At 62.3% G+C, this 18244-nt stretch carries 16 protein-coding genes and 2 pseudogenes; 15 read left to right on the top strand and 3 right to left on the bottom strand.

Going from position 1 to position 18244, the window contains the following annotated elements; genetic code table 11:
• The 8 genes and pseudogenes from secY to rplQ all read left to right on the top strand — a co-directional run.
• A pseudogene (gene secY, locus JNK99_RS04975) lies at positions 1 to 189 on the top strand (preprotein translocase subunit SecY); the annotation flags it as partial.
• A 1-nt stretch (position 190) separates the two neighbouring features.
• Complete coding sequence (gene infA, locus JNK99_RS04980; protein WP_287635448.1) at positions 191 to 409, top strand: translation initiation factor IF-1; 219 nt, start codon at positions 191 to 193, stop codon at positions 407 to 409.
• Between the two features lie 67 nt (positions 410 to 476).
• A complete protein-coding gene (gene rpmJ, locus JNK99_RS04985; protein ID WP_287460219.1) occupies positions 477 to 590 on the top strand; it encodes a 50S ribosomal protein L36 in 114 nt (37 codons plus the stop codon).
• Positions 591 to 661: 71 nt separating this feature from the next.
• Positions 662 to 1024, top strand: coding sequence for a 30S ribosomal protein S13 (gene rpsM / locus JNK99_RS04990; protein ID WP_291849505.1), 363 nt, complete (start codon positions 662 to 664; stop codon positions 1022 to 1024).
• 19 nt (positions 1025 to 1043) lie between these two features.
• Complete coding sequence (gene rpsK, locus JNK99_RS04995) at positions 1044 to 1439, top strand: 30S ribosomal protein S11 (protein ID WP_291849509.1); 396 nt, start codon at positions 1044 to 1046, stop codon at positions 1437 to 1439.
• A gap of 12 nt (positions 1440 to 1451) precedes the next feature.
• A complete protein-coding gene (gene rpsD, locus JNK99_RS05000; protein WP_291849512.1) occupies positions 1452 to 2081 on the top strand; it encodes a 30S ribosomal protein S4 in 630 nt (209 codons plus the stop codon).
• A 39-nt stretch (positions 2082 to 2120) separates the two neighbouring features.
• Complete coding sequence (gene rpoA / locus JNK99_RS05005; protein ID WP_291849516.1) at positions 2121 to 3095, top strand: DNA-directed RNA polymerase subunit alpha; 975 nt, start codon at positions 2121 to 2123, stop codon at positions 3093 to 3095.
• 30 nt (positions 3096 to 3125) lie between these two features.
• Entirely contained in the window at positions 3126 to 3512 is a 387-nt protein-coding gene (gene rplQ / locus JNK99_RS05010) for a 50S ribosomal protein L17 (RefSeq protein ID WP_291849518.1), read from the top strand.
• A gap of 120 nt (positions 3513 to 3632) precedes the next feature.
• Here the strand turns inward: rplQ and JNK99_RS05015 are convergent, their stop codons facing one another.
• The 3 genes and pseudogenes from JNK99_RS05015 to JNK99_RS05025 all read right to left on the bottom strand — a co-directional run bounded on the left by JNK99_RS05015 (position 3633) and on the right by JNK99_RS05025 (position 7292).
• A complete protein-coding gene (locus JNK99_RS05015) occupies positions 3633 to 5144 on the bottom strand; it encodes a DUF6035 family protein (protein ID WP_291849521.1) in 1512 nt (503 codons plus the stop codon).
• Positions 5141 to 5422, bottom strand: a pseudogene (locus JNK99_RS05020) (IS3 family transposase); the annotation flags it as partial. The pseudogene JNK99_RS05020 and the gene JNK99_RS05015, both read right to left, overlap by 4 nt.
• Positions 5423 to 5462: 40 nt before the next feature.
• A complete protein-coding gene (locus tag JNK99_RS05025; RefSeq protein ID WP_291849524.1) occupies positions 5463 to 7292 on the bottom strand; it encodes an ABC transporter ATP-binding protein/permease in 1830 nt (609 codons plus the stop codon).
• Between the two features lie 200 nt (positions 7293 to 7492).
• Between JNK99_RS05025 and JNK99_RS05030 the strand changes: the two genes are divergently transcribed.
• The 7 genes from JNK99_RS05030 to JNK99_RS05060 form a co-directional block, all read left to right on the top strand.
• Entirely contained in the window at positions 7493 to 8251 is a 759-nt protein-coding gene (locus JNK99_RS05030) for a TetR/AcrR family transcriptional regulator (RefSeq protein ID WP_291849526.1), read from the top strand.
• Between the two features lie 30 nt (positions 8252 to 8281).
• Complete coding sequence (locus JNK99_RS05035; protein WP_291849530.1) at positions 8282 to 10633, top strand: acyl-CoA dehydrogenase; 2352 nt, start codon at positions 8282 to 8284, stop codon at positions 10631 to 10633.
• Positions 10634 to 10725: 92 nt separating this feature from the next.
• On the top strand, positions 10726 to 12015 hold the full coding sequence (locus tag JNK99_RS05040; protein ID WP_291849533.1) for an acetyl-CoA C-acetyltransferase: 1290 nt from the start codon (positions 10726 to 10728) through the stop codon (positions 12013 to 12015).
• A gap of 136 nt (positions 12016 to 12151) precedes the next feature.
• Complete coding sequence (locus tag JNK99_RS05045; protein ID WP_291849536.1) at positions 12152 to 14080, top strand: 3-hydroxyacyl-CoA dehydrogenase NAD-binding domain-containing protein; 1929 nt, start codon at positions 12152 to 12154, stop codon at positions 14078 to 14080.
• Positions 14073 to 14471, top strand: a complete 399-nt coding sequence (locus tag JNK99_RS05050; RefSeq protein WP_291849539.1) for an acyl-CoA thioesterase — start codon at positions 14073 to 14075, stop codon at positions 14469 to 14471. The genes JNK99_RS05045 and JNK99_RS05050 overlap by 8 nt, the downstream gene beginning before the upstream one ends.
• Positions 14472 to 14675: 204 nt before the next feature.
• Positions 14676 to 17063, top strand: a complete 2388-nt coding sequence (locus JNK99_RS05055; RefSeq protein WP_291849542.1) for a 3-hydroxyacyl-CoA dehydrogenase/enoyl-CoA hydratase family protein — start codon at positions 14676 to 14678, stop codon at positions 17061 to 17063.
• A 20-nt stretch (positions 17064 to 17083) separates the two neighbouring features.
• Positions 17084 to 18244 (top strand): acetyl-CoA C-acyltransferase (locus JNK99_RS05060; protein ID WP_291849545.1); only part of this gene is annotated, 1161 nt, incomplete at its 3' end.

Raw genomic sequence — 18244 nt, forward strand, 5'->3', positions numbered from 1 at the left:
TGTCTGCTGCCGGAGTTTCTGATCCTGAAATGGAACGTGCCCTTTTACTTCGGTGGCACTTCGCTGTTGATCATCGTCGTTGTGACGATGGATTTCATGACTCAGGTCCAGGCCTATGCCATGTCCCACCAGTACGAGAGCCTTTTGAAGAAAGCGAACTTCAAAGGCTCCGGATATCCGGCGAAATAGGATGGCAAAGGAAGACTTGATTGAAATGCAGGGCGAGGTAATCGAGAACCTGCCCAATGCCACCTTCCGGGTGAAACTGGAGAACGGTCACATCGTTCTTGGCTTCATATCGGGCAAGATGCGGATGCACTATATCCGGATTCTGCCGGGTGACAAGGTGACAGTGCAACTGACACCCTACGATCTGAGTCGCGCGCGAATCGTTTTCCGCGCGAAGTGAAGAATCTCTACGCAAAAAATCGGCGAAAGGCTGGCTGCGCCTCGATCCGGAGAATCAGGAGTAAATCATGAAAGTGCTGGCATCGGTCAAGCGGATCTGCCGCAAGTGCAAGATCATTCGGCGCCATGGCATTGTGCGGGTGATCTGTTCGGATCAACGTCACAAACAGCGTCAGGGTTGATCGCTGCGACTCGTCGAGTTGTCAGCGGTTGAAGATATAATTGCAAGTTTCGATTATTTTGGGGTGAATCGATGGCCCGCATCGCAGGCGTAAACCTCCCGAACCACCAGCATGCCGAAATCGCGCTTACCGCGATTTACGGTATCGGACGTCCACGCGCACAGAAAATTTGTGATGCAGCTGGGGTTGTACGTTCAACAAAAATGAAGGACCTAACCGAGGCCGAGCTGGAGCGTCTGCGCGACGAGATTGGCAAGTTCAGTGTCGAGGGCGATTTGCGTCGCGAAGTAACCATGAGCATCAAGCGGTTGATGGACCTTGGCTGCTACCGTGGTCTCCGCCACCGCAAGGGTCTGCCGTCGCGTGGCCAGAGGACGCGAACCAATGCGCGTACGCGCAAGGGTCCGCGCAAGCCGATCGCCGGCAAGAAATGATAGGAGCTAGGACCTGACTATGGCCAAGACCGCTGTAAAAGTTCGCAAGAAAGTCAAAATCAGAAAGAACGTGGCAGAGGGCGTTGCCCACATCCACGCGTCTTTCAACAACACGATCATTACCATCACCGATCGTCAGGGGAACGCTCTGTCCTGGGCGACCTCCGGGGGTGCCGGCTTCAAAGGCTCGCGCAAGAGCACACCTTTTGCCGCGCAGGTTGCCGCGGAGGCGGCCGGCAGAGTGGCGGTCGAGTGCGGTGTCAAGAACCTCGAGGTGCGCATCAAGGGGCCCGGCCCCGGACGCGAGTCTTCGGTGCGTGCGCTCAATGCCCTGGGTATGAAGATCACGGCGATTACCGATGTCACGCCGATTCCGCACAATGGCTGTCGGCCGCCCAAGCGGCGTCGGATTTAAGGAGAAGGAAAAGTGGCTCGCAATCTCGATCCGAAGTGCCGTCAATGCCGCCGCGAAGGCGAAAAGTTGTTCCTGAAGGGTGAGAAGTGCTTTACCGACAAGTGCGCGATCGAACGCCGCTCGTACGCCCCCGGTCAGCATGGCCAGAAGTCCGGGCAACGGCTGTCCGACTACGGGGTACACCTGCGGGAGAAGCAGAAAATCCGCCGCATCTATGGTGTCCTCGAAGGCCAGTTCCGCAAGGTCTACCAGGAAGCAGACCGCCGCAAGGGCGTTACCGGTGAGGTGCTCCTGCAGTTGCTTGAGGCCCGTCTGGACAGCGTCTGCTACCGCATGGGTTTTGCGGCATCGCGCTCCGAGTCGCGCCAGGTGGTACGGCACAATGGAGTCCTGGTCAATGGTCGGCGTGTCAACATTCCGTCCTACCAGGTTCGTCCGGGTGATGTCGTGGAGGTCTGCGAAAAGGCCAAGGCCCACCTGCGCGTCAAGGCGGCGCTCGCTGCTGCCGAAGCCCGGGGTTTTCCAGAGTGGGTCGAGGTCGACGCCAAGACAGCCAAAGGTACGTACAAGGCGCATCCCGAGCGTAGCGAGCTGCCGCCAACGATCAACGAGAGTCTGGTCATCGAACTGTACTCGAAGTAACAGCGGCGAGGCTTGAAGGAATCAGGCAAAGGACTGTACATGCAAAGCAGTGGATTGTTTAAACCGCGCATCATTGATGTGCAGAGCTTGTCGCCGGTGCATGCACGAGTGGTCATGGAGCCGTTTGAACGCGGCTACGGACACACGCTCGGCAACGCTTTGCGCCGTATTCTGCTCTCGTCGATGCCTGGTTACGCACCGACAGAAGTCACCATCGAAGGCGTCCTGCACGAGTATTCGACGATCGACGGTGTGCAGGAGGACGTTGTCGACATCCTGCTCAACCTCAAAGGAGTGGTGTTCAAGCTGCACAACCGCGAAGAGGTTGTCCTGCACCTTCGCAAGGAAGGCAAGGGAATCGTTCGGGCCGGGGATATCGAAGTCTCGCACGATGTCGAGATAATCAACCCCGAACACATCATCGCCCACCTCTCGGCCGGCGGCAAGCTGGCGATGGAGATGAAGGTCGAGCGTTCGCGCGGCTATGTTGCCGGCAACCTGCGGGAACTGGGTGATGGTGGCAAGAGCATCGGTCGGCTCGTCCTCGATGCGTCTTTCAGCCCGGTGCGCCGGGTGAGCTACGCGGTGGAGAGCGCGCGTGTCGAGCAGCGGACCGATCTTGACAAGCTGGTGATGGATATCGAGACGAATGGTGCAATCGAGCCGGAAGAGGCGATCCGCACTGCCGCACGCATCCTGATGGAACAGCTCTCGGTATTCGCCGACCTTGCCGGAACGGCAATGCCGGTCGAGTATCAGAAGACGATCCAGGTTGACCCGCTGCTTTTGCGGCCGGTCGATGACCTCGAGCTGACCGTACGCTCGGCCAACTGCCTCAAGGCCGAGAACATCTACTACATCGGTGATCTGATCCAGAGAACCGAGAACGAGTTGCTGAAGACGCCCAACCTCGGGCGCAAGTCACTTAATGAAATCAAGGAAGTGCTGGCCGCTCGCGGCCTGACCCTGGGCATGAAACTCGAGAACTGGCCGCCCGCCGGGCTTGAGAAGTGAACAGCCGGAAAAGAACAGGAAGGAATTGATATGCGTCACCGTTTGGGGCTTCGCAAACTGAACCGTACCAGCTCGCACCGGCTGGCGATGTTGCAGAACATGACCGTCTCACTTCTGCGTTCGGAGGTCATCAAGACCACACTGCCGAAAGCAAAGGAGCTGCGGCGGGTGGTCGAGCCGATCATCACGCTCGGCAAGACGCCAAGTCTGGCCAATCGTCGGTTGGCTTTCGACCGGCTGCGCGATCGCGATATGGTGGTCAAAGTGTTCGACGAACTCGGGCCGCGTTACGCGATGCGAAGCGGGGGCTATCTGCGGATTCTGAAGTGCGGTTTCCGCGATGGTGACAATGCGCCGATGGCCTTCATCGAACTGCTCGACCGGCCGGAAGCAGCGAGCGATTCGGCAACCAGTTAGACTTGCTCCCGTCGGCAGCAAGCAGGATTCGCAAAAGCCAGGCAACGGCTGAACCGTTTCCTAAATCTGTTGAAATAAATCCGGCGAGTTGAGCCGGCATCTGGGGCCTCTTCGGAGGCCCTAGCCTTTTCCAGGCTCGGGGGTCGGATACTTTCCGAGGCCGTCGGCGATCTCCGGAAACAGGAAGGCGACGAGACCGTCAAAGCGGCGGTCCGGCTGGTATTCCGCGGCTCCCTCGTCCATCAAGTCCTTGTAGCGCGCGACCTTCTTCCGCCACAGCCCGGACTGGTCCTCGGACAGGATCAACGCCCGCCTATCGTAGGCAGCCAGCGCTAGGCGGAAAGCCCACAGGTAGGGCTTGTGGCCGCCGGCGATGCGGTGCGCGATCTCGATGAACTTCTTGTAGCTCCACCCGATGATCCGGCCGTGCTTGGCGCTATACAGGGCATTGAGCAGAGTCTCCGAGCCTTCCCCGCCAGGATAGGTCGTCAGCTTCAATCCGATCTCGTCAAAGGCCTTCCTGAAGCCGTTCCAAGGCCCCAAGTCGTCGCGTCCGTCGCTCCGGCCGCGCTCGGCCCGATCCAGCCAGAACGCCTCGAAGCGTCGCCGCAGCGTCTCCTCCCGGGCGGCTTTCGCGTTCGCGGACAGCCGGGCGACGGTTCCGTCGAAATCGTAGAAGAAGATCCGCTGCCGCTCGGTGTCGACGGTGAGATCGTCGATGGAAACGATCTTTCGCTGCCAATGGAGGACGACCGAGCCGCCGTCTAAGACCGGCTCTGTCCATCGGCATTCGAGGCACAGCTTGCCGGCCGCCTTCGAGGCCGCCAGCGTCTCCTCGCTGGCCAGGAACACGTTGCGGTTGTTGTTGTAGAAGACGTCGTCTTGCGTGAGGCGGTTGCCGCTTTCGTCGAAGCGCTTGAACAGCCAGACCAGCAGCCCGCCCTCCCGGAGATAGAACTCCCGCCGCTCGGCGATGACGCGAATGTAGGTCGTGGAGAGCTGGATCTCGAAGGCCATCCGCAGTTCACCGAACTTGGCCTGGACATCCGGCCAGCGCCACCCTCCGAGTGCCCCCTTCCAAGTCTCCTGGGTCTTCGGCAGGGAGAACCTCGGGTCGCAGGCGATGCTCTCGGCGACGATCTCTTTCATCCGGAGGTGGTCGCGGCTTTCCTTGGCTCCGTTGTATCGGCGGGCGTCGATCTCCTTCTCGCCCAGCTCGCCCCGGGTGTGGGCGGAGCAGCGGCCATCCTCGATCAGATGGCGGAAGAAGAAGCGCCGGCCCTCCTTGCGGGAAACCAGATAGACGGGGACTTGGCAGATCGGGCAAAGGAACTTGGGCTTCTCGCGTGCGATGGATGCGCGCAGCTCCATCCGGAGCTGGATGGCCATGGCGTAGTCGTCGCCGATCGCTTCGGCGGCGCCAATCGTTTCTCCGCCGTCCATGTCGAGGACTTCGGGGATTTCGGGATTCTCAACCGCCAAGGATTGCCATTCGCTCATGCCGAAAGGATACGGTATCGTGGAAGCGAACAGAAGAGCGGAGGAGGACGTTGTTGCAGCCACAAATAACTGCCATTCATCGGAGGCTATGAGGTTCCCTCGGTTTTTCGTCTGCCAACGAGTGGGTTTCATGCGGCCCTTTTTTCCTGATTCTGGCTGCTGAGCCAAGCCGCCAGGAACTGCATGGGCGACTTGTAGCCGAGGGTCGAATGCTGCCGTTTTCTGTTGTAAAAGACCTCAATGTATTCAAAGGCGGCAGCCTTGATCTCGGCGTGCGTGGCGTAACGAACGCCATGCGCCCGCTCGTTCTTGAAGCGGTTGAACCAGCTTTCCGTCGGGGCGTTATCCCAGCAGTTTCCTTGCCGGCTCATCGAGCAGGTCATGCCATGCGCCTTGAGCTTGTCCTGAAAGGCCTGGCTCGGCTACGGCCTGGCTTTTGCGTGTCTGCCGTCAGATCGGCGGGCGCTGCTCGGCGCCGGTCTCGGCGGACTCCTCGAGTTGCTGCAGGGCCCACATCTGGGCATAGGCGCCGCCGGCCTCGACGAGTTGCTGGTGGGTGCCGCGCTCGACGATGCGGCCGGTATCGATGACCAGGATCTCGTCGGCATTCATGATCGTCGACAAGCGGTGCGCGATCACCAGGGTCGTTCTACCGCGGGCGGCACTGTCCAGGCTGATCTGGATGGCCTTTTCGGTTTTCGAGTCGAGTGCCGAGGTGGCTTCATCGAAGATCAACACCGGCGGGTTTTTCAACAGGGCTCGGGCGATGGCAACCCGTTGCTTTTCGCCACCCGATAGTTTCAATCCGCGCTCCCCGACGCGCGTCTCATAGCCTCCTGGCAGTTGCTCGATGAAATTGGCGAGTTGCGCCGCGCCGGCCGCCGCCAGGACTTGGTCGCGGCTGGCCTGCGGGTTGCCGTACTGGATGTTGTAATAGATGCTGTCGTTGAACAGTACGGTATCTTGCGGCACGATGCCGATTGCAGCACGCAGGCTGGACTGGGTGAGTTGCCGCAGATCACAGCCATTGAGCAGGATGCAGCCGCCGCTGACATCGTAGAAGCGATAGAGCAGGCGCGCCAGAGTCGATTTGCCGGAACCCGACTGGCCGACCACGGCGACCGTGTGCCCGGCAGGAATGGTGAAGCTGACGCCATGCAGGATCTGTCGGTTTGCTTCGTAGGAAAACGCGACCTCCGAGAAAGCGATCTGCATCGGCCCAGGGGCAAGGGTAAGCGCGTCGGGGGCATCGGCGATCTCGCGGTTGACCGCCAGCAGGTCAAACATGCGTTCGATGTCGGTGAGCGCCTGGCGAATCTCGCGGTACACCACGCCAAGGAAGTTGAGCGGCATGTAGAGTTGAATCAGGAAAGCGTTGACCAGCACCAGATCGCCAATCGTCATGCTGTTGGCGACCACTCCGCTGGCCGCTTGCCACATCATTGCCGTGACACCGAGTGCGATGATGCACTGCTGGCCCAAGTTGAGCCAGGAGAGCGAAATCTGGCTGCGCGTGGCGGCGTCTTCCCAGTGTTGCATCTGCCGATCGTAACGCCCAGCCTCGTAGTCTTCGTTGTTGAAGTACTTGACGGTTTCGTAGTTCAGCAGGCTGTCGATGGCACGCGTATTGGCTGCCGAATCGGTTTCGTTGACCTTGCGGCGGATGGCGATGCGCCAGTTGCTGACCTTGACCGTGAATACCACATAGGCGGTCAGCGAGGCCAGAGTGATGAGGACGAAGGAGACGTCGTACCTGACCAGGAGGACGCCGAGTACCAGGCTGATCTCGACCAGCGTGGGCAGGATCGAGTAGAGCGTATAGCTGATCAGGCTGGAGATTGATCGGCTGCCGCGCTCGATGTCGCGCGAAACACCTCCCGTCTGCCGTTCAAGATGGAAGCGCAGCGAGAGTTCGTGCAGGTGCCGGAAGACCTCGAGGGCGATCCGCCGCACGGCACGTTGCGTGACGCGTGCAAAAAGGATCTCGCGCAATTCGGTGAACAGTGAGGTGGAAAAGCGCAGCGCTCCGTAGAGCAGGAGCAACAGGGCGGGCAAGGCGAGTGCTTGCTGAGTGCTGCCCAGGCCGTCAATCATCTGCTTGAAGACCAGTGGCACGCCGACATTGGTGACTTTGGCCGCGAACAGGCACGATAGGGCGAGCAGGACACGCCACCTGTACTGCCACAGATACGGTAGCAGCTTGTTCAGCGTGCTGGCGAGATGGGCGTCGGCAACCGGTGGCGAGCCGAGGGCGGGGTCGTGCGAGGAGGTACGACGCATCTTTTCGGCTGCTCGATCGAGTCCATGAACTGCAGAGTATGCTCTGTTGTCGACCCAGTCTTCAACCGGGATACAGAAAACTGCAGAAAACTCTTGCGTTCCCACTTTTCTGGCCGTAACATCAAAACGAACGTTTGAAAGAAGTCGCTTGCCAAGCGGTTCAATCATTCGCCTTCCACCATTCCTGGGTCAGCGAGCCAATGTCCGAACAAAAGACCAACAGTGATACCCGTGAGCGCATCCTCGATATAGCAGAACGGCTGTTCATGGAAAACGGCTATGAAGCGACGTCGATGCGCATGATTACGGGGGCAGCCGAGGTCAACCTGGCAGCGGTCAACTACCATTTCGGCTCCAAGGAGGCGTTGCTGCGCGAAGTGTTCCGGCGTCGTCTCGGCTGGCTCAACGAGGAACGTTTGCGCGCCCTCGATCGCCTCGAACAGCAGGTGGTCGGAGGAGCGCTCAAGCCATCGCAGATTCTCGAGGCATTTTTCGGAACCCTGTTGCGCATGGGCGAGAATCCGGCCTTGGGCGGCATGACCTTTCTGCGCCTGCTTGGGCGCACCCTGACCGAGCCGGCCGAGTTCATTCAGACGTTTTTTGCCGGCGAGTACGCGGAAGTCATCGAGCGTTACAAACGGGCGCTATACCGGGCCTTGCCAGACGTGCCGCAAGCCGAGATCGTCTGGCGTCTGCATTTCATGCTTGGCGCCATGTCGTATGCCATTGCCGGCACGGATGTGCTGCGCGTGGTTACCGGTGTCGAAGTCGGTGATCTGGCCGGCGAGATGCCGGCCGAGGAATTCGACGACAGTGCATTCGCCAGGCGGCTCGCGCAGCGCTTGATGCCCTTCCTGCTCGGTGGTCTGCGTGCGCCCTTGCCGCAATTCGACGAGCCGGCAGTAAAGCAAAAAGAGTCGCCAGAAAAGGCGGCCAGAGAAATCAGACCCGAGATCTAGAACCCAAGACCAATGACAGGAGAAACAGCCATGATCACAACGATCATCTCGATACTCATCGGTGCCACCGTGGTGAGCCTGGCCGTGTTGTTCGGCGTTCGTCCCTTGCGACGAACGCTGGTCAGCCGGCCGATCTTCAGTACCTACAAACGGATTCTGCCGCAGATGTCGGAGACCGAACGCGTCGCGCTCGAGGCAGGCACGGTCTGGTGGGATGGCGAACTGTTCCGTGGCGATCCCGACTGGAACAAGCTGCTGGCCTATCCGGTACCCAAGCTGACCCCGGAAGAACAGTCGTTCATGGACAACGAGGTCGAGCAGGCCTGCGCGCTGGTCGACGATTGGCGAGTGACGAGCGAGCTGTATGATCTGCCGCCCGAGGCGTGGCAGTACATCAAGGACAAGGGCTTCCTCGGGATGATCATCCCGAGGAAGTACGGCGGGCTTGAGTTCTCGGCCTACGCGCATTCACAGATCGTCACCAAACTGTCGACCCGCTGCTCGGCGCTGTCTGTTTCGGTGATGGTGCCCAACTCGCTCGGTCCGGCCGAATTGTTGCTGCACTACGGTACCGAAGCGCAGAAGAATCACTATTTGCCACGCTTGGCGAAGGGCATCGAAATTCCGGCTTTCGCGCTGACCAGTCCGTGGGCCGGTTCGGACGCCGGCTCGATTCCTGACGTGGGCATCGTCTGCAAGGGCATGTGGCAGGGCAAGGAAGTACTCGGCATGCGGGTCACCTGGGACAAGCGCTACATTACGCTGGGACCGGTGTGCACCATCCTCGGCCTCGCTTTCCACCTCTACGACCCGGACGGGCTGCTCGGTGGCAGGAAGCATGTCGGGATCACCTGTGCGCTGGTGCCACGCGACACCCCCGGTGCAGAGATCGGTCGTCGGCACTTCCCGCTCAACGCGATGTTCATGAACGGCCCGACCCGCGGCAAGGATGTCTTCATGCCGCTCGACTACGTGATCGGTGGTCCGGCGATGGTCGGCCAGGGCTGGCGGATGCTGATGGAGTGTCTGGCGGCTGGTCGCTCGATCTCACTGCCGTCTTCGAATACCGGCATGGCGCAACTGACCGCGCGCAGTGTCGGTGCCTATGCACGGGTGCGCAGCCAGTTCAAGATGGCGATTGGCCGTTTCGAAGGGGTCGAGGAGCCGCTGACCCGGATCGGCGCCTACACCTACATGATGGACGCAGTGCGCAAGATGACCGCCGGCGCGATCGATCTCGGCGAGAAGCCGTCGGTCGTCTCGGCGATAGCCAAGTACCATGTTACCGAGCGGGCCCGTCAGGTGGTCAATGACGGCATGGACATCGTCGGCGGCAAGGGCATCTGTCTCGGACCGTCCAACTTCATCGGCCGCGCCTATCAGCAGTTGCCGATCGGTATCACCGTCGAAGGCGCCAACATTCTGACGCGCAGCATGATCCTCTTCGGTCAGGGGGCCATCCGCTGCCATCCCTATGTCCTGAAAGAGATGAAGGCAGCGTTCAACCCGGACGGCCAGCAGGGCCTGCGCGACTTCGACCGCGCCCTCTTCGGACACTTCGTGTTCACCATCAGGCACGCCTTCGGCGCCTTGGGCAAGGGGCTTACCGGTTCTCATTTTGTCGCCGTGCCGGCCAACGTGGCGCCGGAGACCAGACGCTACTACCAGCAGCTCACCCGCTTCTCGTCGGCCTTCGCCTTCCTGGCCGATATCTCGATGCTGGTTCTGGGCGGCGAGCTGAAGCGCCGCGAGAAACTGTCGGCGCGTCTCGGCGACATTCTCTCGATGCTCTATCTGTGCTCGGCGACCCTCAAGCGCTACGAGTCTGAAGGACGTCAGCAGGCCGACGCACCGTTGATGCACTGGGCGATGTGGGATGCGATGTACAAGGCACAGATGGCCTTCGACGGGGTGATTGCCAACTTCCCCGTGCGCTGGATCGGCCGCATGCTCTACCGTCTGGTCTTTCCGCTCGGTCACCCCTATGACGTGCCGTCGGACCGCATCGGTCACCAAGTGGCAAAGCTGCTGATCGGACCATCGGCATCGCGCGACCGCCTGACCGCCGAAACCTATCTGCCGAAGACCGAAGCGGAGGCTGTCGGCGCGCTCGAACTGGCGCTGGCCGCAAGTATCGAAGCCGAACCGATCGAGGCCAAGATCCGTACGGCCGAGAAGAGCGGCGTGCTGCTCGACAACCCCGGTGCCAACGTCCGCGACCTGGCGCATGCAGCATTCGCTGCCGGCATCGTGACGTCGGCCGAGTACGCCGTGCTCAAGCGACGCAACGAGTTGCGCGATGTCGTCATCCGGGTGGACGACTTTCCGCACGACCTGGGCCGCATGCGGCAGCAGCCGCTGTTGCACAAAGCGGCGGCATAGCCGGCCGCCACCTGCTCCAAAGCCCGAGGCACGGAGCGAGAGTTCCGTGTCTCCTGTTGCCCTGAGGTCAGCCTGAACGAAGGAGAAGATAGGTGGCATTCCAGCCCGTTTACGTGGTCGATGGCGCACGTACGCCCTTCCTCAAGGGACGCAATGCGCCCGGTCCTTTCGCCGCCAGCGATCTGGCGGTACAGTCGGGGCGTGCACTGCTCATCCGACAGCCGTTCGTACCCGCTGCGTTCGATGAGGTGATTCTCGGTTGCGCCAGTCCGTCGCCCGACGAGGTGAACATCGCTCGCGTCGTCGCCCTGCGTCTTGGCTGTGGCCATCAGGTGCCGGCGTGGACGGTGATGCGCAACTGCGCCAGCGGTATGCAGGCGATCGACTCGGCGGTCGCCAATATCCAGAATGGTCGCGCGCAACTGGTGCTTGCCGGCGGCGTCGATGCCTTGTCACATGCCCCCCTGCTGTACAACGAAGCGATGGTGCGCTGGTTCGCCCAGATGATGCAGGCGAGGAGCGTCGGGCAGAAAATCGGCATGTTTGCCCGACTCCGTCCGACGCAGTTGTTGTCGCCGGTGATCGGTCTGCTCAAGGGTCTGACCGATCCGGTGGTCGGTCTGCTGATGGGGCAGACCGCCGAAAACCTCGCTTGGCGCTTCGGCATCTCGCGCCAGCAGATGGATGAATACAGCGTGCGCAGCCACCAGCGTGCCCTGGCGGCGCGTGTCGCCGGACGCTTCGGCGAAATTGTGCCGCTGGTCGATGTCAAGGGCCGCGTCTACGCCGACGACGACGGCGTGCGTGCGGACTCCAGCATGACCGGTCTGGCCAAGCTCAAACCCTTTTTCGACCGCAAGTATGGCCGGGTGACGCCCGGCAACAGTTCGCAGATCACCGATGGTGCGGCCTGGCTGATCCTGGCGTCTGAGGCGGCAGTGGACAAGTGGCGGCTCGCGCCTCTGGGCAGGATCAGTGATACCCAGTGGGCCGGCCTCGATCCAGCGCAGATGGGGCTTGGACCGGTGCACGCCGCAACGCCGATCTTGCAGCGACAGCGACTTGGCTTGGCCGACATCGATCTCTGGGAAATCAACGAAGCTTTCGCCGCCCAGGTGCTCGCCTGCGTCGCCGCCTGGGAATCCGACGACTATTGCCGTGACGAACTCGGTCTGTCGGGCGCCCTCGGAACGCTCGCGCCGGAGCAGCTCAACGTGGACGGCGGAGCAATCGCTGCCGGCCACCCGGTCGGGGCATCGGGTGCCCGCATCGTCCTCCACCTGCTGCACGCCCTGCATGCCACCAACGCCAGGCGTGGTATTGCGGCAATCTGCATCGGTGGTGGGCAGGGCGGGGCGATGCTGGTCGAAACGATCGGCTGAGCAGCGTGAGCGCTTCGTTGTCGGCAGTTGGCCGATGTGGCGAAGGATGAAGCGAACTTGTCGCGAAAGGCTTGCTGCTCGCGATGTGCGGCTCGACTCGAGCCGTGACAGCGAGTACGGCAATAGAGGAAAACGTATGGACAGTACTGCAAACCCCTACCGGCACTGGCGCCTCGAAGTCGATGACGCGGGTTTGGCCTGGGCGACGTTCGACAAGGCCGGAGAATCGGCCAATTCACTGTCGAGCGGCGTGATGAACGAACTCGCCCTGCTGCTCGATCAACTCGAGGATAGCCCGCCGAAAGGGCTGATCTTCCGCTCCGGAAAGGCAGCCGGCTTCATTGCCGGTGCCGACATCCAGGAATTCACCCAGCTCGATACGCCGGAGAAAGGGATCGAGCTCGTGACACGCGGCTGGCAACTTTTCAACCGTCTGGCGGCACTGCCCTATCCCACCCTGGCGCTGGTTCGCGGGCATTGCCTCGGCGGCGGTCTCGAACTGGCGCTCGCCTGCCGTTACCTGCTGGCCGTGGATGAGCCGTCGACCCGGATGGGTCTGCCGGAAGTGATGCTCGGCATCGTGCCTGGGTGGGGCGGCCTGCTGCGCCTGCCCGAGCGGATCGGGCCGCAGGCGGCGCTCGACATGATGTTGACCGGCAAGACGATCGATGCCAAGAAGGCCAAACGTCTCGGCCTGGCCGACGACTGTGTGCCGCCGCGCGTCATGGACAGCGCTGCCGCGCTGCTGGTCGTGGCCAATTCGCCACGCCGCCGTCTCCCCCTGCTGCAACGCCTGCTCAACGGCCCGTTCAAGGGTGTGGTGGCGAGTGGCGCACGCCAGCAGCTTGCCAGGCGCGCGCGTCGCGAGCACTATCCGGCGCCCTACGCGATTATCGACATCTGGGCCCGACACCAGGGTAATGCGCTGGCTGCGCCCGGACTGATCGACAGCATCGTTCGCTCGCCGACGGCGCGCAACCTGGTGCGTGTGTTCTTTCTGCAGGAGCGCCTGAAGAGCTTCGGCAAGGCGGGCGCTTTTCAGGCCGGGCGGGTGCATGTCGTCGGCGCCGGCGTCATGGGTGGTGACATCGCCGCCTGGTGCGCGCTGCGCGGGCTCACCGTCACCCTGCAGGATCAGGGGATGGAACGAATCGCACCTGCCCTGCAGCGTGCCTACTCGGGCTGGAGTCAGCGGATCAGGGACGGACGGGAACTGCGTAACGTCATGGATCGCCTGATCCCGGATCCCGAGGGGCACGGCGCGCGGCAGGCCGACGTGGTGATCGAGGCAATCTTCGAGAATCTCGAAGCCAAGCACGCCCTGCTCGAACAGATCGAGAGGCGGATCAGACCGGACGCCGTGCTGGCAACCAATACCTCTAGCCTGCGCATCGAAGATCTGCGTATGGTGCTCGCGCGGCCCGAGCGACTGATCGGCATCCACTTCTTCAACCCGGTCGCCAAGATGCCGCTGGTCGAGGTCGTCGCCGCCGATGGAACCGACCATGAGAGCGTGCAGCGGGCGACCGCTTTCGTCCGGCAGATCGACCGCCTGTCGCTGCCAGTGAAAAGCGCGCCGGGTTTCCTGGTCAACGCCGTCCTCGGGCCCTACATGCTGGAGGCAATGCGCGCGGTGGACGAGGGCAGCAGGCCGGAAACCGTGGACGAGGCCATGCTCGCCTTCGGCATGCCCATGGGGCCGATCGAACTGGTCGACATGGTCGGACTCGACGTCGCGATGGCTGCCGGAAGGAGTCTGGCTGGCGCTTCCGCCGAACCACCACGCTGCTTGGTCGAGCGCTTCAACGCCGGTCACCTGGGCAGGAAGAGCGGCCGAGGTTTCTACGATTACCCTGGCGGCAAGCCGACCAAAGGCCCGGCGGGTGCGGTCCCGGACGGGCTTGCCATCCGCCTGGTCAAGCCGCTGCTCGAACGTACGCAGCAACTGGTGCGCGACGGGATCGTCGCCGATGCCGATCTGGCCGACGCCGGTGTCATCTTCGGAACCGGCTTCGCGCCGTTTACTGGGGGACCGCTCAACTATCTGAGGAGCCAACATGCCTGACACCATGACGCAATTGCCCGACAGGCAGCCGATCCTGCGCGTCGTGCCGATGCCCTCCGAAGTCAATCCGCAGGGTGATGTTTTCGGCGGCTGGATCATGGCGCAGGTCGACGTTGCCGGAGCGATCCCCGCGATGCGCCGGGCGCGTGGCCGGGTGACCACGGTAGCGGTGAATTCCTTCCTGTTCAAGCAGCCGGTATCGGTCGGCGATGTCGTCAGCTTTTTTGCCGAAGTGGTCAGTATCGGCCGCACCTCGATCACCGTCCGGGTGGAGGTCTTCGCCGAACGCCACCCGGCGCAACCGATCACCGTGAAGGTGACCGAAGCCGTGCTGACCTACGTGGCGATCGACCAACACGGCAACAAGCGGGCCCTGCCGGAAATCGACTGACGGCGACAAGCCTGAGGCTGCCGGGCCGTGCCTGACGGTCGTCGCTGCTTGCCGTGAGGCGGAAATTACCAAGCGGCGCCATCTTTTTCGTGTTGACTCAGGCAATAGTTCGCGTATAATTCAAACGTTCGTTTGAGTGGCTTTGTGCATAGCCGCGGCGGGATGTTCCCGGCGAGCGTAGACGACCCAGAAAAGGAGGACAGCTTGAGCAACTTCATCGTACGCAAGGCCGCCGTACTCGGGGCGGGCGTGATGGGCGCGCAAATTGCCGCGCACCTAGCGAATGCCGAAGTGCCGGTAGTGCTTTTCGACCTGCCGGACAGGGAGGGCGATCCCAACGGGATCGTCAGAAAAGCCATCGACGGGCTCCGCAAGCTGGAGCCGTCGCCCCTGGCGACCAAGGACCGCGTCGGCTACATCGACGCCGCAAACTATGAGCAGCACCTCGATCTGCTCAAGGATTGCGACCTGATCATCGAAGCCATCGCCGAAAGGATGGAGTGGAAAGACGATCTCTATCGCAAGATCGCGCCCTTCATCCCGGCTGAGGCAATCATCGCTTCGAATACCTCCGGGCTGTCGATCAACCGTCTGTCGGAAGGCCTTCCCGAAGCACTGCGCACGCGCTTCTGCGGCATCCATTTCTTCAACCCACCGCGCTACATGCATCTGGTGGAACTGATCGCCACCCGCAGCACCGAGCCGGCGCTGCTCGACAAGCTCGAATCCTGGCTGGTGTCGCGTCTTGGCAAGGGCATCGTGCGCGCGCTCGACACGCCCAACTTCGTCGCCAACCGGGTCGGCGTTTTCTCCATCCTTGCCGTCATGCATCACACCCGGCGGTTTGGCCTCGGTTTCGACATCGTCGACTCGCTGACCGGTCCGATCATCGGCCGCCCGAAAAGTGCCACCTATCGCACTGCCGATGTCGTCGGGCTGGATACCCTGGCGCATGTCATCAAGACTATGCAGGACACGTTGCCGCAAGACCCCTGGCATGGATACTACGGTGTGCCGGCCTGGCTCACCGCGCTGATCGGCAAGGGCGCGCTGGGACAGAAGACGCGCTGCGGCATTTTCCGCAAGGATGGCCGTGCGATCAAGGTCCTCGACCTTGCTCTCCAGGATTATCGCGAGACGGCGGGCGACATCGATCCGACGGTTCTGGCGATCCTGAAGAACCGTGACCCGGCCGAGAAATTCGCCCAGTTGCGCGCCAGCGGACATCCGCAGGCGCAGTTTCTGTGGGCGATCTTTCGCGACATCTTCCATTACTCGGCCTTTCACCTGGTTGACATCGCGGACAACGCGCGCGATCTCGACTTCGCGATGCGCTGGGGTTTCGGTTGGGCGCAGGGACCGTTCGAAAGCTGGCAGGCCGCCGGTTGGCAGGCGATTGCCGAGGCCATTCGGGCCGACATCGACGCTGGCCTGGCGATGAGTCAGGTACCACTGCCGGCCTGGGTCTTTGGTCGGGTTGCCGGGCAGGGCGTTCATGCCGCCCAGGGTTCCTACTCGGCGAGCGCCGATGCTTATCGGCCGCGTTCGGCATTGCCGGTCTACCAGCGCCAGGTCTTCCCCGAGCGTGTACCGGGGGAGCAGCCAGTGGCCGGCATTACCGTGTGGGAGAACGAAGGTGTCCGCTTGTGGAAACTGCCGCAGCTCGACGACGGCATCGCCATCGTCAGTGTCAAGTCGCGCAATCACACCCTCGGGCGCGACGTGATCGTCGGCATGCAGGAAGCCGTGGCCCGTGCCGAGGCCGATTTTCAGGGGCTGGTCGTCTGGCACGAGGCACCGTTCGCCTTGGGCGCCAACCTCAAGGAGGTCGCCGAGGCGATCGCTGCCGGCCAGTTCGAACTGCTGGAAACCTACGTCGCCGAGTTCCAGAACACCTCGATGGCACTCAAGTACGCCAAGGTGCCGGTGGTCGCGGCGGTACAGGGCATGGCTCTGGGTGGCGGCTGCGAGTTCCTGATGCACGCCGCCAAACGGGTGATCGCGCTGGAGAGCTACATCGGTCTGGTCGAGGCCGGGGTCGGCCTGATTCCGGCCGGCGGCGGCTGCAAGGAGTTTGCCATTCGCGCTGCACAGTCGGCGGCGCAGACCGGCGGCAACGACCCGTTCGAGTTCATTCAGCCGGTGTTCTTGACCATCGCCATGGCCAACGTGTCGAAGAGCGGCGCGCAGGCGAAGGAGCTCGGCTTTGCCGTCGAATCGGACAAGGTCGTCTTCAACGCTCACGAACTCCTCTATGTGGCCTTGCGCGAGGCACGCGGCCTGGCCGAGGCGGGCTATTACCCGCGCCTGTCGCCGCGCGGCATCAAGGTGGCCGGGCGCACCGGCATCGCCAACTGCGAAATGATGCTGGCCAACATGAAGGAAGGCGGCATGATTTCGGCGCACGACTACGCCGTCGCCAAGGCGGCAGCGACCGCGCTCTGCGGTGGCGACATCGAGACCGGAGCGCTGGTCGACGAGCAGTGGTTGCTGACCGTCGAGCGCAAGCTTTTCGTCGAACTGCTGAAGAACCAGAAAACCCGGCAACGTATCCAGCATATGCTGGAAACCGGCAAGCCGCTGCGTAACTGAGCGAGCAAGGAGAACACATCATGAGCAAACAGATTCAGGACGCCTACATCGTCGCCGCGACGCGCCTGCCGGTCGGCCGGCGCAAGGGCATGCTGGGCCACGTTCGCCCGGACGACATGCTGGCGCACGCCATCCGCTCGGTGATGGCGCAAGCGCCGGGTCTCGACCCGGTACTGGTCGAGGATGTCATCGTCGGTTGCGCGATGCCCGAAGCGGAGCAGGGGATGAACGTCGCGCGTATCGGCCTGTTGCTGGCCGGTCTGCCGAACACCGTTCCCGGTGTCACGGTGAACCGTTTCTGCGCCTCCGGCGTACAGACCGTGGCGATGGCTGCCGACCGCATCCGCCTCGGTGAAGCCGATGTGATGATTGCCGGTGGTACCGAAACGATGTCGCTGATGAACCAGATGATGGGCAACAAGATCGCACTCAATCCGGTCATCTTCGAGAAGGAAGAAAACTACGCGATCGGTTTCGGCATGGGCATTACTGCCGAGAAGGTCGCCGCGCAGTGGAAGATTTCCCGCGAGGACCAGGATGCCTTCGCCGTGGCCTCGCACCAGAAGGCCTGCGCGGCGATTGATGCTGGCCATTTCAGGGCCGAGATTTCACCCTATGCGGTTCAGGCGCGGCTCCCCAACCTGCGCAGCGGTGCGGTGACGGTCAAGGAGTATCTGGCCGAGAACGACGAAGGCCCGCGGCGTGACAGCAGCGTTGAAGGACTGGCCAGGTTGCGCCCGGTTTTCGCGGCGCGTGGTTCGGTCACCGCCGGAAACAGCTCGCAGATGTCGGATGGCGCGGCTGCCGTGTTGCTGGTTTCGGAGAAGATCCTCAAGCAGTTCAACCTCACGCCGCTGGCTCGCTTTGCCGGCTTCGCAGTGGCTGGTGTGGCGCCCGAGATCATGGGCATCGGGCCGGTCGAGGCCATCCCGCGGGTGCTCAGGCAGACCGGTGTCCGCCAGGATGAGGTCGACTGGTTCGAGCTCAACGAGGCGTTTGCCGCACAGGCCTTGGCGGTGATCCGGACGCTCGAACTCGACCCGGCGAAGGTGAACCCGCTGGGCGGGGCGATCGCCCTTGGCCATCCGCTGGGCGCCACCGGCGCAATCCGTACCGCGACTCTGGTGCATGGCCTGCAGCGCAGCAGGCAGCGTTACGGCATGGTGACCATGTGCATCGGT

Source organism: Accumulibacter sp. (assembly GCF_016789985.1).
Taxonomy (GTDB): Bacteria; Pseudomonadota; Gammaproteobacteria; order Burkholderiales; family Rhodocyclaceae; genus Accumulibacter.

Bases quoted from the DNA above. Each gene is read 5' to 3' on its own strand.
- JNK99_RS05035 (WP_291849530.1), top strand. From the start codon at position 8,282: ATGATCACAACGATCATCTCGATACTCATCGGTGCCACCGTGGTGAGC.
- rpmJ (WP_287460219.1), top strand. From the start codon at position 477: ATGAAAGTGCTGGCATCGGTCAAGCGGATCTGCCGCAAGTGCAAGATC.
- rpsM (WP_291849505.1), top strand. From the start codon at position 662: ATGGCCCGCATCGCAGGCGTAAACCTCCCGAACCACCAGCATGCCGAA.
- JNK99_RS05050 (WP_291849539.1), top strand. From the start codon at position 14,073: ATGCCTGACACCATGACGCAATTGCCCGACAGGCAGCCGATCCTGCGC.
- JNK99_RS05045 (WP_291849536.1), top strand. From the start codon at position 12,152: ATGGACAGTACTGCAAACCCCTACCGGCACTGGCGCCTCGAAGTCGAT.
- infA (WP_287635448.1), top strand. From the start codon at position 191: ATGGCAAAGGAAGACTTGATTGAAATGCAGGGCGAGGTAATCGAGAAC.
- JNK99_RS05025 (WP_291849524.1), bottom strand. From the start codon at position 7,292: ATGCGTCGTACCTCCTCGCACGACCCCGCCCTCGGCTCGCCACCGGTT.
- JNK99_RS05015 (WP_291849521.1), bottom strand. From the start codon at position 5,144: ATGAAACCCACTCGTTGGCAGACGAAAAACCGAGGGAACCTCATAGCC.
- rplQ (WP_291849518.1), top strand. From the start codon at position 3,126: ATGCGTCACCGTTTGGGGCTTCGCAAACTGAACCGTACCAGCTCGCAC.
- rpoA (WP_291849516.1), top strand. From the start codon at position 2,121: ATGCAAAGCAGTGGATTGTTTAAACCGCGCATCATTGATGTGCAGAGC.
- JNK99_RS05030 (WP_291849526.1), top strand. From the start codon at position 7,493: ATGTCCGAACAAAAGACCAACAGTGATACCCGTGAGCGCATCCTCGAT.
- rpsK (WP_291849509.1), top strand. From the start codon at position 1,044: ATGGCCAAGACCGCTGTAAAAGTTCGCAAGAAAGTCAAAATCAGAAAG.